Below are 16,139 nucleotides of genomic sequence, written 5' to 3'. Positions count from 1 at the left end.
GTTCTCCCTCATCTCCAGCGCTGGCCGGTGGCAGCGGGACGGCCTAGCGTCACGAGCGTCCCCCACTCCCCACGACGAAGTGGATCCCCATGCGCATCACGACTCAGCGCCGCCTCGCGGCGCTCGGTGCGACGCTGGCCCTCGGGCTCGCAGGCATCACCGCGGGCGCGGTCGGCGCGAGCTCCGCCACCGCCGCCCCTCCCGTCCAGGCACCCGTCGCGGTGGCCGCCGCGACGCCCCACCAGTGGCTCACGGGCTACTGGCACAACTTCGACAATGGCTCCACCACCCTCCGGCTCAGAGAGATCCCCGCCGCCTACAACCTCGTCGCCGTCGCCTTCGCCGACGCCGACCCCACCAAGACCGGCGCCATCACCTTCAACCTCGCCACCACTGAGCTCAAGGGCTACACCGTCGCCGAGTTCAAGGCCGACATCGACGCCATCCGCGCGCAGGGCCGCAAGGTCATCCTCTCCATCGGCGGAGAGAAGGGGAACGTCATCGTCAACTCCCCCACCGCCGCCACCAACCTCGCCACCTCCACCTACGCCCTCATGCAGGAGTACGGCTTCGACGGCATCGACATCGACCTCGAGCACGGCATCGACGCCGACAACCTCACCCGCGCCATGCGCGAGCTGCGCACCCTGGCCGGCCCCAGCCTCATCATCGGCATGGCACCCCAGACCATCGACTACCAGGCCACCTCGATGGGCTACTACAAGCTCACCAAGAACATCGCCGACATCCTCACCATCATCAACGTCCAGTACTACAACTCCGGCGCCATGATGGGCTGCGACCAGAAGGTTTACTCCCAGGGATCGGTCGACTTCCTCACCTCCCTGTCCTGCATCCTGCTCGAGATGGGCCTGCGCCCCGACCAGGTCGGCATCGGCGTCCCCGCCGTCCAGAAGGCCGCCGGCGGCGGCTACCAGCCCCTGCCCAACGTCGTCGCCGCCGTCGACTGCCTCGAGAAGGGCACCAGCTGCGGCACCTTCGTCCCTACCAAGAAGTACGGCCCCATCGGTGGCGTCATGACCTGGTCGATCAACTGGGACGCCACGACCAACTACGCCCTCGCCACCACGTTCGGCACCCGCCTCAACACCGGCGGCACACCCACGACACCGCCGACGACCGAGCCCCCAACGACGGCGCCTCCCACGACGGAGCCGCCGACAACCGAGCCGCCCACGACCGAGCCGCCCACGACGATCCCTCCGACGGAGGAGCCGCCATCCGGGTGCGGTGACCTCGTCGGATGGCGCACATCGACGATCTACACGGCTGGTCAGTACGTCAGCCACCGTGGCACGACCTACCAGGCCCGCTGGTGGACCCAGGGCCAGGAGCCGTCGGCCACGACGATCAACGGACCGTGGCGCGCCGTGGGGCCGTGCGACTCGACGCCGCCGCCCACCGAGCCGCCGACCACCGACACCTGCCCCGCGCCGTGGAACGCGTCGACGGTCTATGTCGGCGGCGCCACCGCGCTCGTCGACGGGGTCGTGTGGACCGCACGCTGGTGGACGCTCGGCGACAAGCCGGGCGCGTCACAGTGGGGCCCGTGGACCGCAGGCCTCCCCTGCGCCTGACGCACCACCCCCGGGAGGCCGTGCGGTCCCGCCTCCGGGCGGCGCCGCACGGCCTCACGTCACCCCTCCCGCGGGCGTACCGTCACCGCTGCGTGCCCCACGATCCCGTCGGTCCTCTCGCCACCTCGTCGGCGGAGGCGTTCCGACCGGCTCTCCGGATCAGTTCCCGATCGATGTCGTCAGCGCGACGAACGGCGAGAGCTGCGACGCCGCTGTGGCCCGCGCGAGCGCCGGCACGACCCCCGCCCCCGGGGCTACGAGCTCCTCGTGCAGCCGCGTCATCGTCGACCTGGCCTCGCCGTCACCGACGAGCGCGACGGACGCGACGACATGACGAGCCCCGAGCCCCAGGAGGACGCTCGCGAGCCCGAGAGGCAGACCACCGGCTCGTTCCGTCGCAGCGCCGACCTCGCACGCAGCGAGCACGACGGTGCGCGCGGTCACCGGCGCCGACGCGATCTCGTGGGCGAGCAGCGGGCCGTCGACGAGCCGCACGCTCGAGAACAGCGGGTTGTCCGCGACGTGCACGCCGTGCGCGGCAAGATGGACGATGTCCGCGGACCGCAGCGCCTCCGTCACCGCCCCGCACGTCGCGTCCCGCCCGACGAGCAGTTCGGCGCCCGGCCAGCGCTCCGCGACCTCGGCCGCCTCCCGCTCGCCGTCGACGAGGTCGGGCCCCGCGACGACGACGACCCCGTCGCCCCACGGCCTACCGGGCCCAGGCCCGGTGAGATCAACGCGGGGCCCCGCGCTCGTCGGCACGCCGCGTCTGGACGGCAGCACCGCCCACGGAACCGTCACGCACCAGGCGGGTCCGACGACGTGGAGCGGCCCGGGCACGTCAAGCGGCATGACGAGCAGCTCGTCGATCCTCCGGGCCTGGCGGGCGACCGACGCCTCGACGACGGTGCGCATCGCGGTCGGCAGGCCCGGGCGCGCCAGCACCCGCAGGTCCGCACGCAGTCGGTGCGACGCCTCGATGACCGGCGCAGCCTCGGCGAGCGTCACAAGTCGCGCTCCCGCCTCGTCGACGACCGTCGCGAGAAGTGTGTCGTCGACGACGACGATCTCGACGAGCGACTCCGCCCCGTGCTGCAGCGCACGGACGACGTCGGCAGCCCGCGTCGCGGCCGGAATCTCGCCCGCTCCCGTCGTCCGCCACCCTTCCGCCCGCAGCTGCTCGCGCAGCTCGATCGTCCGCGCGTGCAAGCGGCTCACCTGCGCATGGTCCGCGACCGGTTCGGCGAGCCTCAGCTCCTCGCTCGCGCGCCGCAGCTCGACGGCGAGACGCTCCGCACCAGGCGCCAGGCGCACCGAGGTGAGGCCCGCGAGAAGCGTTCGCGCACGTTCCGCCGCGTCGAGCACGCGATGCGCGTCGCCCGTGCTCGCCGCCGCCGCGATGTCGAGCTCCGCGAGCCGTTCCCCGAAGACCCCCGACGCGACGAGGGCCTCGACCGACCCGAAGCGCGCACGATGCTCGGCAAGAGCCCGCTGCCCGGCGACGACCGCGCGGACCCCTGCCGCGAGGTCGCCCGCCGCGAACGCGCACCGCGCCCGCACGACCGCGATGCTCGTCCGGACGTCGATCGCACCGCCCCACCGGCTACGCGCCGCACGCGCGACGAGATCACGGGCCTGCGCATCCTCGCCGAGCCGCGCGTGCGCCTCCGCACCGACGACGAGCGCCGCGACACGCGCCTGCTGACGGCCGTCCGCCGGCCCCGCGAGCTCGAGCGCAGCGTCCCGCACCGCACGGAGCTCGGCCCGGCCCTCGTCGTCGTCCGCCGCAAGGTCGAGCCGGGCCCGCAGCTCGACGAGCCGTGCACGCTCGACCCACGTGGCGCTGCCGCGCTCACCGAACCGCTCGCGCGCGGCGCGCGCGAGGGCCCGCGCGTCCGCGAGCCGCCCGAGGAGCCGGGCGCACCGGGCCCGGAGGACCTCGACCTCACCGAGGTCCTGCGTGAGCCCACGCCCCTCGAAGCTCTGGGCCGCCTGCTCGAGAAGCGCGTCCGCCTCCGTGAGGAGACCGACCTCGAAGAGCACCTGCGCGCGGTCGAGCAGCGCGATCGGCATCGTCGAGAGGTCCTCGCCGAGCACGGGCAGCAGGTGCTCCGCGGCGTTCTGCATCGCGTCGAGCGCCTCGGGGAGCCGACCCGCGAGGAACTCCGCGTAGCCGAGATTGTGACGGGCCTTGAAGACGAGCATCGCGTCACCGACCGCTTCCGCACCTTGCGCGCACTGTGCGAGGTCGTCGACCGCGGCGTCGAGGGCACCCCGGTCAAGATGGAGCGTGCCCCGGTTGAGGAGCAGGATGCCCGCGTCCCGCGGCGTCGCATGTTCGAGGAGCGCGACGCCCGCGTCCAGGTGGACGAGCGCGCGCTCGGCGTCGCCCGCACGCAACGCTCGCAGGCCGCGCTGCCCGTGAACGGTGAGGGCGACGTCGTGGCTGCCCGACGACATCGCGAGTGCGAGCGCCCGCGCGAGCCGTCGCTCGCTCAGCGACTCGTCAGGGGCGAGCTCATCACCCTGCGCCGCCAACGAGATGAGGATGCGCGCGGTGACCCGTGCCGCGCCGGGCGCACGTGCCACGTCCTGGTCCGGAACGTCTCCCGGGTCCTCCGGCTCGCCGAACAGGAGGAGCGCCTCGCTCAGCAACGCGCGGGCTTCCTCCGGCCGGCCGCGGTCCGAGCAGTCGTTCGCGCGTGCGTGCAGCGCCTCAGCTGCGGCGACGCGTTCCTCACTGGGCTGCACCAGATCTCCTCAGCACCGTGGACGGCCGGTACGCACAGGCCACGTCCAGCGTAGTCGCAGCGCGTCCGTCCCCGGCCGCCGTGCCCCTGCGCGCCGGTCCTGCGCGTCGGCCCGACCGTCGGCACGGCGCGTCAGTCCCCGGACCGCCCGCGCCCCGCCGCGGGGGCGAGGCCCACGACGTCGGTGACAGCCCGCCACGCGCGGCGACGCTGCCGGGCGTCGCGGGTCCCCGTGCCTCGCGACCGCGGAGCGCCCGACATCGCACGCGCGATCTCAGCCGCGAGGACAGGTGCGGCGAACGACGTTCCGGACCACACCCCGAAGCCTGCGGTGAACGCGTCCGGGTCGAGGGTCGAGCGCCGGACCGCATCCGCGTAGCCGGGTGCCTCACGCGTGGCCTGGAAGGTGCCGTCGAGCGTCACCGGCATGGTCGAGACGAGCGCAGCACCCGGCCTCATCGCCGTCACCCAGGGCCCGTCGTTGCTGAAGAATGCCGTCGTCCCGTCAGGGTTGAGAGCGCCGACGGTGAGCTGCGGAACCTCGTCAGCCCGCAGCTCCGACGGGTCTGCCGGCTCCGGCGGCACCGTTCGACGATCGACACGCGGCGCGAACGCCGCCGGGAAGCACTCCGTCGGCACGCCGTCGTTCCCAGCCGACGCCACGACGACGACGCCGAAGCGCCGGAGCGCCCGCAGCACGCGACCGAACGGTTCGTCGAACGCTTCGTCCCCCGGCTCCTCGTGGTAGTAGCCGAGCGAGAGGACGAGCACGTCGACGGGCGCGTACCCCGGAACGCTCCACAGCCCGAGCAGGTGGTAGGTGAGCAGCCGCTCGAGCGACCCCACGAGCGCGGACTCTGCGATGACGCCATTGCCGCCGTAGACACGCACCGCGAGGACGACCGCGTCAGGAGCCCCGGCACGCACGAGCCCCGCGATGAACGTGCCGTGCCCCGCGACCGGGTCGAGCGGCCCCGTGAGCGGGGCCGAGAGCCCGCCGATCTCAGGGTCCTCGACCGGGATCGACGGGGCAGGGACGCAGGAGATCGGCTGCCCGAGGACGTGCGGGTCGCGGACGACGGTGTCCTCGCCGAGCCACGGATGCTCGCCAGCACCCGAGTCGAGCACCGCGACGACGGGACGACGAGCCCCGCTCGCGTCGTGGAAGATGTCGGCGCCCGGGCCCTCGGCGCGGACCGGGGCTGGACCTGTCCAGGCGACCGGCTGCCTGCCACCGCCACCGGGGAATGCGTACTCCGCAAGGCCTGCATCCGGGTGCGACTGCGAGAACGGGTGCGACTGCGTGAAGGGATGGGACTGCGTGAAGGGGTGCGACTGCGTGAAGGGATGGGACTGGGTGAACGGGTGGGACTGCGTGAACGGGTGCGGCTGCGCGAACGGCCGCGGCTGCGAGAACGGATGCGACTGGACCGGGTTCGCCGAGACGACGTGGTCGAGGCTGTACGCCGCGCCCCCCTCTCCTGCGTGCCGCGCGCGTTCGACGACCGTCCACGCGTCCGGCGGCTCGACGACGTCCGCGCCGGGCACGAGCGTCACGGCGTACGTCCTACCGAGCTCGCGCGCGACGAGGTCGCGCACCTCACGGACCGCGGCCCCACCCTCCGGGGCGGGCATCGACCGAGTTGCCGCCGCGGTCGGTCCGGCCGGTTGCGCGCCGCGGGCCGCGCTTGCCTCGCCCGCGGCAGGCGAGCCTGCGGCTGCTGCGGCCCCACCCTCGACGACGACCTCGTACCCGAGACCTGCCGCGACCTCACGCAACACATCGAGCCCGGGCAGTTCCGCGCGCGCAGCCGCCACCCGGGCGCGGCGCTGCACGGTGCCCCCGCCGCCGTCCGACGGCTCGACTCCCCCTCCACCATGCACCGTGACGAGCACCCGGTCCTGCGCGTACCACGTCGGGCGCAGCGCCCGCGCCGGGGTGCCGTTCCCCCGCTCCGCGCCCGCAGGATCAAGCAGGCGGGTCCGCCACACGAGCGGGTCCGGCACCGCCGCCGGCAGGTCACGAGGTTCACGAGGCTGGTCCGACACCATGAGAGGTCCTCACGTCACAGGGCGGTCGTGGGCGCGACGCCGCGCCCACGACCGCAGAACTTCAGGGACTCAGAGTCTCAAAGACTCAGAGCTCGAGCACAGGGGTCGTCAGGCGCGGCGCGCCACCGTCCGGGCCGAGCAGGACCAGGCCCACGAGCCCGTGCGGCACCGCGTCGATCACGAAGCGGCCGTTCGAGTCGCAGCCCGTCGACTGCACATCACCGTCAGCACGACGCAACTCGACGCGGAAGTCCGCCGCCGGCGCGATCCAGCCGTCGAGGCGCACGCGCCCGCCGACCTCGGAGATGTCGATCATCACCGAGACCGTCGCGCTCGTGAACGTCACCGTCGACGCGGATGCCGCTGCGCCCGAGCGCACCGCACCGACGAGCGTCCCCTCCGAGGTGATCGCCATGAGCTCCGCGTCCATCATGGCGAGCGACATCGCGAGCGTGCAACGCTCGACGAGGTCGCGCGGCACCGGATCGGCCCCGTCCACGAGCCGACCCAGTGCCGCGAGCATGCCGACGTCGACCTCGTCGATGGGGCGGTTCTGGCCGTCGCGCTGATCCTCGACGCTCATCGCGCCCACCCCCCATGAGACTCGAGCTCCGTGCGGAGCTTTGCGAGGCACCGGCCCCTGGTGGGGCCGATGCTGCCGACAGGCATGCCCAGCGCGGCCGACACCGCGGAATAGTCCGGACGGTCGACGAGAGCCACGAGTCGCAGCAAGGTGCGGCACCGCTCGTCGAGCCGCTCGACCGCATCCCACAGCAGCCGGTCACGCTCGTCCCTCAGCACGACGTGCTCAGGGTCGTCGGTCGCGGCGGGAGCCCGGGACGCCCCTGCAGACCCGGGTTCCTCGCCACCCACGTCAGCCTGCGGCGCCGTGCGTCGAGAGCTTCTCACGGCGCTCCAGGCCGCCCGCCTCGTCGAGACGAGCAACCACTGGAGAACCGCTCGCGGGTCCTCGATCCGGTCGGCATGGGCGACGAACCGCACCCACACCCCCTGGACGACGTCCTGAGCGTCCGACGCATCGACACCCTGGGACCTCGCGGTGTGCCAGAGCAGCGGCGTGACGTCGGTGACGAACGCGCCGAGAGCGCCGGTGTTCCCTTCGCGCAGCGACCACAGCGCCTCGGCACCCCGCTCAGCGAGGTCACCTCCGCGCCCGTCCCCCGACCGCGGTCGCTCCTGCACGACGGTCTCCACCCGGCACCTCCCGGCTCGTCCGCCCCCTACGACTCCAAGGAGCGGGGTGGCGGCTTCCTGATACATCGACACGGACACGAGTCTGCGTGACCTGCGCCACATCCTTGCCCATGCGGGCCGCTCTCGTCACGACGACCGTGCTCACGAACGCCGAAGGCCGGCACCCCGTGGGGTACCGGCCTTCGGTGATGGACGTGGAGGCTCAGGCCTCCTCGGTCTCCTCGAGGAGCTTCGTCGTGCGCGTCTGGTCGAGCGGGATGCCCGGGCCGTTCGTCGTCGCGAGCGTCGCCTTCGTGATGTAGCGGCCCTTCGACGAGGACGGCTTGAGACGGAGGACCTCGTCGATCGCCGCGGCGTAGTTCTCCACGAGCTGCTCGACCGTGAACGACGCCTTGCCGATGATGAAGTGGAGGTTCGCGTGCTTGTCGACGCGGAACTCGATCTTGCCGCCCTTAATGTCGGAGACGGCCTTGGCGACGTCCATGGTCACCGTGCCCGTCTTCGGGTTCGGCATGAGGCCACGGGGGCCGAGCACCTTACCGAGACGACCGACCTTGCCCATGAGGTCCGGGGTCGCGACGGCCGAGTCGAAGTCGGTCCAGCCAGCCGCAACCTTCTCGATGAGCTCGTCGCCACCGACCTCGTCAGCGCCGGCGGCGCGTGCCTGCTCGGCCTTCTCGCCGTTGGCGAAGACGATGACGCGGGCGGTCTTGCCCGTGCCGTGGGGGAGGTTGACCGTGCCACGGACCATCTGGTCCGCCTTGCGCGGGTCGACACCGAGGCGGAAGGCGACCTCGACGGTCGAGTCGAACTTCGTGGCCACCGTGTCCTTGGCGAGGCGAACAGCCTCGAGCGGGGTGTAGAGACGCTCGCGGTCGATCTTCTCCGCGGCGGAACGGTAGGCCTTGCTGCGCGTTGCCATCTGCTTCTCCTTGATATGAGCAGTCGTGGTACGGGTCCGCGCGGACCCTGCCACTGGGGGTGGGGTACGCCACCCGGCGGTGCCGGGCGGCGTGGTGGGCGTCAGCCCTCGACGGTGATGCCCATCGAACGAGCCGTGCCCGCGATGATCTTCGACGCGGCCTCGAGGTCGTTCGCGTTGAGGTCCTCGAGCTTCGTCTGGGCAATCTCACGCACCTGGTCGGCCGTGATCTTCGCGACCTTCACGGTGTGCGGGGTCGCGGAGCCCTTGTCGATGCCCGCAGCCTTCTTGATGAGCTGGGCCGCCGGCGGCGTCTTGAGGATGAACGTGAACGAACGGTCCTCGTAGACGGTGATCTCGACGGGGATGACGTTGCCGCGCTGCGACTCGGTCGCCGCGTTGTACGCCTTGCAGAACTCCATGATGTTGACGCCGTGCTGACCGAGCGCGGGGCCGATCGGCGGAGCGGGGTTGGCCGCACCGGCGTTGATCTGGAGCTTGATGAGGCCAGAGACCTTCTTCTTGGGAGGCATGAGCCTTCCTTCCTTCGTTGTGGACCGACGCCGTGGGCGATGACCCGGTTGCAGTGCCCTCAGGCGCGACTCAGATCTTGGCGACCTGGTCGAACGAGAGCTCGACCGGGGTCTCCCGGCCGAAGATGGAGACGAGGACCTTGAGCTTCTGCGCCTCCGCGTTGATCTCGGAGATCGTCGCGGGCAAGGTCTCGAAGGGACCGTCGGTGACGGTGACCGACTCGCCGACCGTGAAGTCGACGAGGATCGTGCCGCCGGCCGCCTTCGCGGCGGGCTTCGCGGCCTCCGCCTTGGGGGCGATGGTCGGCGCGAGCATCGAGAAGACCTCGTCGTGCGTGAGCGGGACGGGCTGGTGCGTGTGGCCCACGAAGCCCGTGACGCCCGGCGTGTGACGCACGGCGCCCCACGACTCGTCGGTGAGCTCCATGCGGACGAGGACGTAGCCGGGGATGCGGACGCGACGGACAAGCTTCTTCTGCGCGTTCTTGATCTCCGTCACCTCCTCCATGGGCACCTCGACCTGGAAGATGTAGTCCTCCATGTTGAGGGACTGGGTGCGGTTCTCGAGGTTCGCCTTGACGCGGTTCTCGTAGCCTGCGTAGGAGTGGATGACGTACCAGTCACCCTCCTGGCGACGGAGCTCCGCGCGGAACGCCTCGAGCGGGTCGGCGTCCTCGTAGCCGTCGGGCGTCTCCTCTGTGAGGTCGACCTCGACCTCGGCGGAGGCGTCGTCCGTGGCCTCGACGGCCTCGATGTTCTCGGTCGCGGGCTCGACGACGTCGGGCGTCGGCTCCTGCTGTTCCTGGGACACGTACGGACCTGCTTCCTTGAGACTGCTACGAGCTGGGGGGCGTGGCGCCGGCGGTCAGCCGAAGAGCCAGGCTGCGGCCGCGCCGAGCCCGAGGTCCAGCACGAAGACGACCGCGGTGAAAACGGCGACGAAGATGAGGACGACCGTCACGAGCTTGCCGAGCTCGGCACGCGTCGGGGTCGTGACCTTCTTCATCTCGGCGACGACCTGGCGGACGAAGAGCGCGATCCGCTCGAAGAATCCCGAGATTCGGCCGAAGAAACCACGCTTGGCCTTCGGGGCTGCGGCCGGCGCACGCTCGACGGCTGCGGCGTCTGCCCCCTGGGCCTCTGCGGCCGATTCGCTCACGATGATGTCCCTCGGTCGGCGCGCTCGTCAGCGCGTGCGTCGTCGATGTCGGCACCGCCGGACGCCGACGGCGTGACGACTGCACCTGCACCCGCGTCGTCACGATGACGAGCGTTGCGCAGGGTAGACAGGACTCGAACCTGCAACCTGCGGTTTTGGAGACCGCTGCGCTACCAATTGCGCCACTACCCTTCGGGGTCTGCCCGCCCCGCGGCCGACTCCCTCACGGAGGGCGCGGCCTATCGGGGTGGTTCGAACCACCGACAGGACACTGTACCCGCTCCGGCGCCGGCATCCCAAACCGACCGCGTCACACCTCCGACACCTCCCGCGGGCCGCCCGTCCGGCCCCGCCCGCGACCGATCCTTGCGACACTGGGACCGTGCGCGACCTCGCCAGCCTGCCCAAGGCCCACCTGCACCTGCACTTCACCGGGTCCATGCGCCCGACGACCCTCGTCGACCTCGCGCGCCGCCACGGCATCCGGCTCCCCGCCGCGCTCACGAGCGGCGATCCCCTGCGCCTCGAACCGTCCGAACGTGGCTGGTTCCGCTTCCAGCGCCTCTACGACGCGGCCCGCGCGTGCGTCCGCAGCGAGGCAGACATGCGCCGCCTCGTCCGCGAGGCAGCCGAGGACGACGCCGCAGAAGGTTCGGGACGGCTCGAGATCCAGGTCGACCCCACCTCCTACGCGCCCTTCGTCGGCGGTCTCACCCCCGCGCTCGAGATCGTCCTCGACGAGGCCCGGTCCGCGAGCGCCGCGACCGGGACGGAGGTCGGCGTCGTCGTCGCCGCGTCCCGCACCCGGCACCCGCTCGACGCGCGCACCCTCGCCCGGCTCGCCGCCCGCCACGCGGGCGACCACCCCGGCGGCGTCGTCGGCTTCGGGCTCAGCAACGACGAGCGCCGCGGCCTCACCTCCGAGTTCGCCGCAGCGTTCCGCATCGCCCGGCGCGCAGGGCTCGCGAGCCTCCCGCACGGAGGCGAGCTGCTCGGCCCCGACCACCTGCGCGTCGTCCTCGACGAGCTCGCACCCGACCGCCTCGGCCACGGCGTGCGCACCGCGGAGGACCCGTACCTGCTCGACGAGATCGTGCGACGCGGCATCGCCCTCGAGGTGTGCCCCGACTCCAACGTGTCCCTCGGCGTCTACCCGGGGCTCGCACAGCTCCCGCTGCGCACGCTCGTCGACTCCGGCGCTCGCATCGCCCTCGGCGCGGACGATCCCCTCCTCTTCGGTCCGCGGCTCACGGCGCAGTACGAGCACGCCCGCACCGTCCACGGTCTCACCGACGACGAGCTCGCCGGCCTCGCCCGCTCGAGCGTTGCCGCGTCCTACGCCTCGCCCGAGGCCCGGGCCCGGATGCTCGACGGGATCGACGCGTGGCTGAGGTCCCCCGCATGAGCCCGACGACGCCACGACGCGGGCTGCGCACACGGGTCGCCGCGACGAGCGTCCGGGCACGGATCCTCTCGGTCGTCGTCGTGCTCGCCGCCCTCAGCCTCGTCGCCGCCGGCCTCACCGCCCACTCCCTCCAGATGCGCATCGTCGACGCGCGGATCTCCGCCGACCTCCGCGCGAGCTACTCCGAGTTCCAGCACCTCGCGACCGAGGGACGCGACCCCGCGACCGGCGACGCCTTCACGAGCCCGCGCGCGCTCGTCCGCGCGACCATGCAGCTCAAGGTGCCCGCACGCAACGAGGGCATGATCGGCTTCGTCGACGACAAGCTCGCCTTCACGGCCGCCGAGACCACCGCGCTGCGCCTCGAGGACGACGCCGAACTCCTCGCGGCCCTCACCACCCCCGGCCGCGAGACGCAGTCCCACGTGAGGAGCCTCACGACCGACCGCACGACCTACACGTACCTCGTCATCCCCGTCGTCCTCAGCGCGTCGCAGGAAACCGGCGCGATCATCCGCGCGTACGACAGGAACGCCGAGCTCGCGACGCTCCGCCGCACCTACGCCACGTTCGCGCTCGTCGGGCTCGGGTCGCTCCTCGGCGTCGCAGCCGTCGGCTGGATCCTCGCGGGCCGGCTCCTGCGCCCCGTCCGCGAGCTCGACAAAGCCGCCCGCGCGATCGGCGACGGAACCGAGCTCGCACGGCGCATCCCCGTGACGAGCGGCGACGACCTCGGCCGGCTCACCGTCACCGTCAACGGCATGCTCGACCGTCTCGAGGAGGCGTTCGCGTCGCAGCGCCAGCTGCTCGACGACGTCGGGCACGAGCTGCGCACCCCCGTGACGATCGTCCGCGGGCACCTCGAGCTCATGGACCCCGACGACCCGGACGACGTCCGCGCCGCGCGCGACGTCGCGCTCGCCGAGCTCGCCCGCTCGTCACGCCTCCTCGACGACCTCATGGTCCTCGCCACGTCCTCACGCCCCGACTTCGTCACACCCGAGCCCGTCGACCTCGGCCGTCTTACCGACGACCTCCACGACACGCTCCGCGGGCTTGCCGACCGCCGCTGGCGCGTCGACGCACGCGCCGACGCAGTCGTCGCCCTCGACGCCCAGCGCGTCACCCAGGCCGTCGCCCAGCTCGCTGCGAACGCGGTCCGCCACACGGCCGACGGCGACGAGATCGCCCTCGGCAGCCGCCTCACGACCGACGACGACGGCACGACGGTCGCCGAGGTCTTCGTCCGCGACACGGGCCCCGGGATCCCCGCCGAGGAGCGCGCCCGCGTCCTCGAACGCTTCGCACGCGGCCCGGGCGCGCACGAGCACCGCGACGGCGCAGGTCTCGGCCTCGCGATCGTCCAGGCGATCGCGCACGCCCACGGCGGCACGCTCGTCGTCGACGATGCGCCCGGCGGCGGCGCCCTTCTCACGCTGCGGCTGCCAGCACCCGGAGCCGCGACGCACCCCACCGACCCCGACACACCAGGGAGCTGACGTGCCGTCCATCCTCGTCGTCGAGGACGAGCCGCGGATCGCCGCGTTCGTCGTCAAGGGCCTGTCCGCCGCAGGCTTCGCCTGCACGACCGTGAGCACGGGGCACGAGGCCGTCGCCGAGATCCTCACCGACGGTCACGACCTCGTCGTCCTCGACCTCGGGCTGCCCGACATCGACGGGTTCACCGTCCTCGAACGTGTCCGCGGGTCCGGCTCGACCGTGCCCGTCATCATCCTCACCGCCCGCGGCTCCGCGGCTGACGTCGTCACCGGCCTCGAGAACGGCGCCGACGACTACATGGCCAAGCCCTTCGGGTTCGACGAGCTCCTCGCCCGGGTGCGCCTACGGCTCAGGACCGAGGCGTCCACGACGACGACCACGCTCGCGCACGGCGACCTGTCGCTCGACCTCCGCTCCCGCCGCGCGACCGTCGCCGGGACCGAGGTCGACCTGTCCGCACGCGAGTTCGCGCTGCTCGAGACGTTCCTCCGCCACGCAGGGCAGGTCCTCTCCCGCGAGCAGCTCCTCTCCCGCGTCTGGGGCTACGACTTCGACCCGGGCTCAAACGTCGTCGACGTCTACGTGCGCTACCTGCGCCAGAAGATTGGCGCCGACCGCGTCGTCACCGTGCGCGGCATGGGCTACCGACTCGCGGCCCCCGGGCAGCAGCACGCCTGATACGACGATGCCCGGCCCACCAAGGCGGTGGGCCGGGCATCGTCGGCGCGGCAGACGGCAGGGGGCGTCGACCGCGACAGCTGCGCGCAGGTGCGGCCTGCTCAGGTCAGTCGTCGGCGGACGGAGCCGTCGGAGCCGACGCAGGGGACTTCGGCGACACCGGCGACTTCGCCGAGACAGGCGACTTCGCCGAGACGGGCGACTTCGCCGAGACGGGCGACTTCGGCGACACCGGCGACTTCGGCGACACCGGCGACTTCGCCGAGACCGCGGTCCTCGGCGACACCGGCGACTTCGGCGACACCGGCGACTTCGGCGACACGGGCGACGCGACCGACTTCGGCGTCACAGGCGACACGACCGACTGCGGGGTCACCGGGGAGACGACCGAGACCGGGCTCACGGGGGACACCGGCGACGGCGAGGTGATCGCGGACGGGACCGCGGTCGCACCCGACGTCGGCTCGACCATGGGGGCCGCCGTCGCCGTCGTTCCCTCGGTCGAACGCAGCTCGACACCCGGGCCGACGATGTCGTCACGGCTATCACCTGCGAACGCCGCGTCGAGACCTGCGCCGACACCGAGGATGCCCACCGCACCCGTGACGATCCATGCACCCTTGTTCATCGTTCTGCCCTCCGGTCAGTCCTGGGACGCCGGTCTGGCGCCCCGTCCTGGAACCATCCTGCGACCCCTGCATGAGAGGTCGAGGAAGCACAGATGAGAACCCTCTCATGTGCGGCGGGCCGCGCATGCGACGAGCCCGCCGTCCGGGGGAAACGGCGGGCCCGCGCGAGCGCTCGGGGCGCTCCGCCCGGTCTGCGGTCAGGGTCCCGCGCCGGACACCTCGATCTTCTCCCCGCGCGCTTCGGGTCGCGAGGCGAGAGCACCGAGGTTCACGTCCGCCCGCCCCCGAGGTCGCCCTCGTCACCCGACGGTCTCACCCCGCTGCTGCCGCCGTCACCCGGCCTCGCTCGCGCCCTCCCACCGCCGCACGCTCAGAAGCGAGCGGCGTCGGCGAGCAGCGCCTCGGCCGCCTCGAGCCGACCGACCGCGTCCCGTCGGGCCGCGTCGTCCCGATGGTTCGCCGGCATGCTCGCGAGCAGCGACAGCACGACGCCCGCCGCACGCGCCCGCAACGACCCCGGGTGCACCGCCCGGTCGAACACCGACAGCCAGCGCGCGACCGTCGTCGGCACGTGGACGTACGTCTGCGGCGCGAGGCACGGCAGCACCGTGAGGTGCCCGACGAGGCACGCGAGATCGTCGACGCGCTGGCCCGGGCCGATCGTGTCGACATCGAGCAGCGCCGTGATCGCCACTCCCGTCATGAGGATGTTCGCCGCGTGGAAGTCACCGTGCGTCGGCACAAGCGGCCCCTGGCCGAAGCGCTCGATCTCCGACGCGACCCCGTGCTGAAGCGCCATGATCCGCTCCGCATGCTCGGGCAGCACGTTGCACGCCGCGTCCGCGTAGTGCCGCGACCGCTCCGCCCACGGCCGCCGCAGCGGCAGATCCATCGCCTCCGGCGCGATCGCGTCGAGGCACGCCAGAAGGTCCCGCGGGTCGACGCCCGCCGCCCCGTCGCGCGCGAGGAGCTCGGGAAGCGGCTCCCCCTGCGCCTGCGGGAACACGAGCACGGCCTCGGGCCACACGTCCTGGACCGGCGGCGCGCCCGCCGGCTCCGCGCACCGGTTACGCACGAGCAACCCCTCGAGCTGGTCCCGCCGGACCACCTTGAGGAAGACCCGCCGACGGTTCGTCGTGAGGCTCAGCACCGCACGACGCATCGGCCGGTAGCCGATGAGCTCGAGGACGGCCGCGCCGGGATCACCGTCAAGCCCCGTCCGTGCGGCCGCGCTCGTGACGTCCGACGCCGCGACCAGGCCCGGCAGCAGCGGATCGTCCGGGTGGCGCCACGCGTGCACGACACGGTCGCCGTTCGCAAGACGCATGACGTGCGCGAGACCTGCCGGATCCGCGTCGTCGACCGATCCCGTCGTGAGGAGCACGTAGTCGGGCCGCGGCTCGCCGTCACCGGAGACCTGCACCCGGACGTCGTACCCGACGGTCACCCCGGCACCGGGCCGGTGGTGGACCTCGTGGACCTCCGCGCTCACGAGCGACCCGCCCGCCGCAGCGACGAACGCCCCGACAGCGTCGAGCGCCTCAGGGCCAGTGAGCCACGCGATGTCCTGCGTCTCGCGCAACGCGCGCGCGTCGCGCGCCGTCGGCCGTGACGGCACCGAGGAGGAGGGCATCATGCTCCCAGTAGACAACGGAAGATCACCTTCGCGCAGGCCGACGGGCTCCCCGGCGCGTCGCC

14 protein-coding genes and 1 tRNA gene are annotated in these 16,139 nt (G+C 72.5%); 4 read left to right on the top strand and 11 right to left on the bottom strand.

The genetic code is table 11. The features are described from left to right. Window positions 1-89: 89 nt before the first annotated feature. Complete coding sequence (locus IGS67_RS04600) at window positions 90-1,598, top strand: glycosyl hydrolase family 18 protein (RefSeq protein ID WP_192278352.1); 1,509 nt, start codon at window positions 90-92, stop codon at window positions 1,596-1,598. 159 nt (window positions 1,599-1,757) lie between these two features. Here the strand turns inward: IGS67_RS04600 and IGS67_RS04595 are convergent, their stop codons facing one another. The 9 genes from IGS67_RS04595 to IGS67_RS04555 all read right to left on the bottom strand — a co-directional run bounded on the left by IGS67_RS04595 (window position 1,758) and on the right by IGS67_RS04555 (window position 10,421). Further along, entirely contained in the window at window positions 1,758-4,349 is a 2,592-nt protein-coding gene (locus IGS67_RS04595) for a CHAT domain-containing protein (protein ID WP_192278350.1), read from the bottom strand. Between the two features lie 131 nt (window positions 4,350-4,480). Continuing rightward, window positions 4,481-6,397, bottom strand: coding sequence for a S8/S53 family peptidase (locus IGS67_RS04590; RefSeq protein WP_192278348.1), 1,917 nt, complete (start codon window positions 6,395-6,397; stop codon window positions 4,481-4,483). Between the two features lie 88 nt (window positions 6,398-6,485). Then, window positions 6,486-6,983, bottom strand: coding sequence for a hypothetical protein (locus IGS67_RS04585; RefSeq protein WP_192278346.1), 498 nt, complete (start codon window positions 6,981-6,983; stop codon window positions 6,486-6,488). Beyond that, window positions 6,980-7,615: an RNA polymerase sigma factor gene (locus IGS67_RS04580; protein WP_328741499.1), complete on the bottom strand. Its 636-nt coding sequence runs from the start codon at window positions 7,613-7,615 to the stop codon at window positions 6,980-6,982. Before IGS67_RS04580 ends, IGS67_RS04585 begins: the two co-directional genes overlap by 4 nt. A gap of 202 nt (window positions 7,616-7,817) precedes the next feature. Continuing rightward, window positions 7,818-8,537: a 50S ribosomal protein L1 gene (gene rplA, locus IGS67_RS04575; protein WP_192278344.1), complete on the bottom strand. Its 720-nt coding sequence runs from the start codon at window positions 8,535-8,537 to the stop codon at window positions 7,818-7,820. A gap of 101 nt (window positions 8,538-8,638) precedes the next feature. Next, window positions 8,639-9,070 (bottom strand): 50S ribosomal protein L11, encoded by a 432-nt coding sequence (rplK, locus tag IGS67_RS04570; protein ID WP_102509386.1) that lies wholly within the window; start codon window positions 9,068-9,070, stop codon window positions 8,639-8,641. 70 nt (window positions 9,071-9,140) lie between these two features. Next, window positions 9,141-9,881: a transcription termination/antitermination protein NusG gene (gene nusG, locus IGS67_RS04565; RefSeq protein WP_192278342.1), complete on the bottom strand. Its 741-nt coding sequence runs from the start codon at window positions 9,879-9,881 to the stop codon at window positions 9,141-9,143. 54 nt (window positions 9,882-9,935) lie between these two features. Next, complete coding sequence (gene secE, locus IGS67_RS14295) at window positions 9,936-10,229, bottom strand: preprotein translocase subunit SecE (RefSeq protein WP_192278340.1); 294 nt, start codon at window positions 10,227-10,229, stop codon at window positions 9,936-9,938. A 119-nt stretch (window positions 10,230-10,348) separates the two neighbouring features. Then, window positions 10,349-10,421 (bottom strand) — tRNA-Trp (locus IGS67_RS04555). A 190-nt stretch (window positions 10,422-10,611) separates the two neighbouring features. Between IGS67_RS04555 and IGS67_RS04550 the strand changes: the two genes are divergently transcribed. Genes IGS67_RS04550 through IGS67_RS04540 form a run of 3 tightly spaced genes read left to right on the top strand, consistent with a single transcriptional unit; the run spans window position 10,612 to window position 13,812 of the window. Then, window positions 10,612-11,634, top strand: a complete 1,023-nt coding sequence (locus tag IGS67_RS04550; RefSeq protein WP_192278338.1) for an adenosine deaminase — start codon at window positions 10,612-10,614, stop codon at window positions 11,632-11,634. Next, window positions 11,613-13,133 carry a sensor histidine kinase gene (locus IGS67_RS04545; protein WP_192278336.1) on the top strand — a complete coding sequence of 507 codons (1,521 nt, stop codon included), beginning with the start codon at window positions 11,613-11,615 and terminating at the stop codon, window positions 13,131-13,133. The genes IGS67_RS04550 and IGS67_RS04545 overlap by 22 nt, the downstream gene beginning before the upstream one ends. Before the next feature lies 1 nt (window position 13,134). Then, window positions 13,135-13,812 (top strand): response regulator transcription factor, encoded by a 678-nt coding sequence (locus IGS67_RS04540; RefSeq protein ID WP_192278333.1) that lies wholly within the window; start codon window positions 13,135-13,137, stop codon window positions 13,810-13,812. 106 nt (window positions 13,813-13,918) lie between these two features. Here the strand turns inward: IGS67_RS04540 and IGS67_RS04535 are convergent, their stop codons facing one another. Both IGS67_RS04535 and IGS67_RS04530 read right to left on the bottom strand, forming a co-directional pair. Next, window positions 13,919-14,440 carry a hypothetical protein gene (locus tag IGS67_RS04535; RefSeq protein ID WP_192278331.1) on the bottom strand — a complete coding sequence of 174 codons (522 nt, stop codon included), beginning with the start codon at window positions 14,438-14,440 and terminating at the stop codon, window positions 13,919-13,921. A 371-nt stretch (window positions 14,441-14,811) separates the two neighbouring features. Then, the gene (locus IGS67_RS04530) at window positions 14,812-16,077 is read right to left on the bottom strand and encodes a phosphotransferase family protein (RefSeq protein WP_192278329.1); all 1,266 of its coding nucleotides are present in this window, start codon (window positions 16,075-16,077) and stop codon (window positions 14,812-14,814) included. Window positions 16,078-16,139: the final 62 nt, after the last annotated feature.

Origin of the sequence: Flavimobilis rhizosphaerae, assembly GCF_014852685.1 — a bacterium.
GTDB lineage: Bacteria > Actinomycetota > Actinomycetes > Actinomycetales > Cellulomonadaceae > Flavimobilis > Flavimobilis rhizosphaerae.
This window is presented reverse-complemented; position numbering and strand designations above follow the sequence as displayed.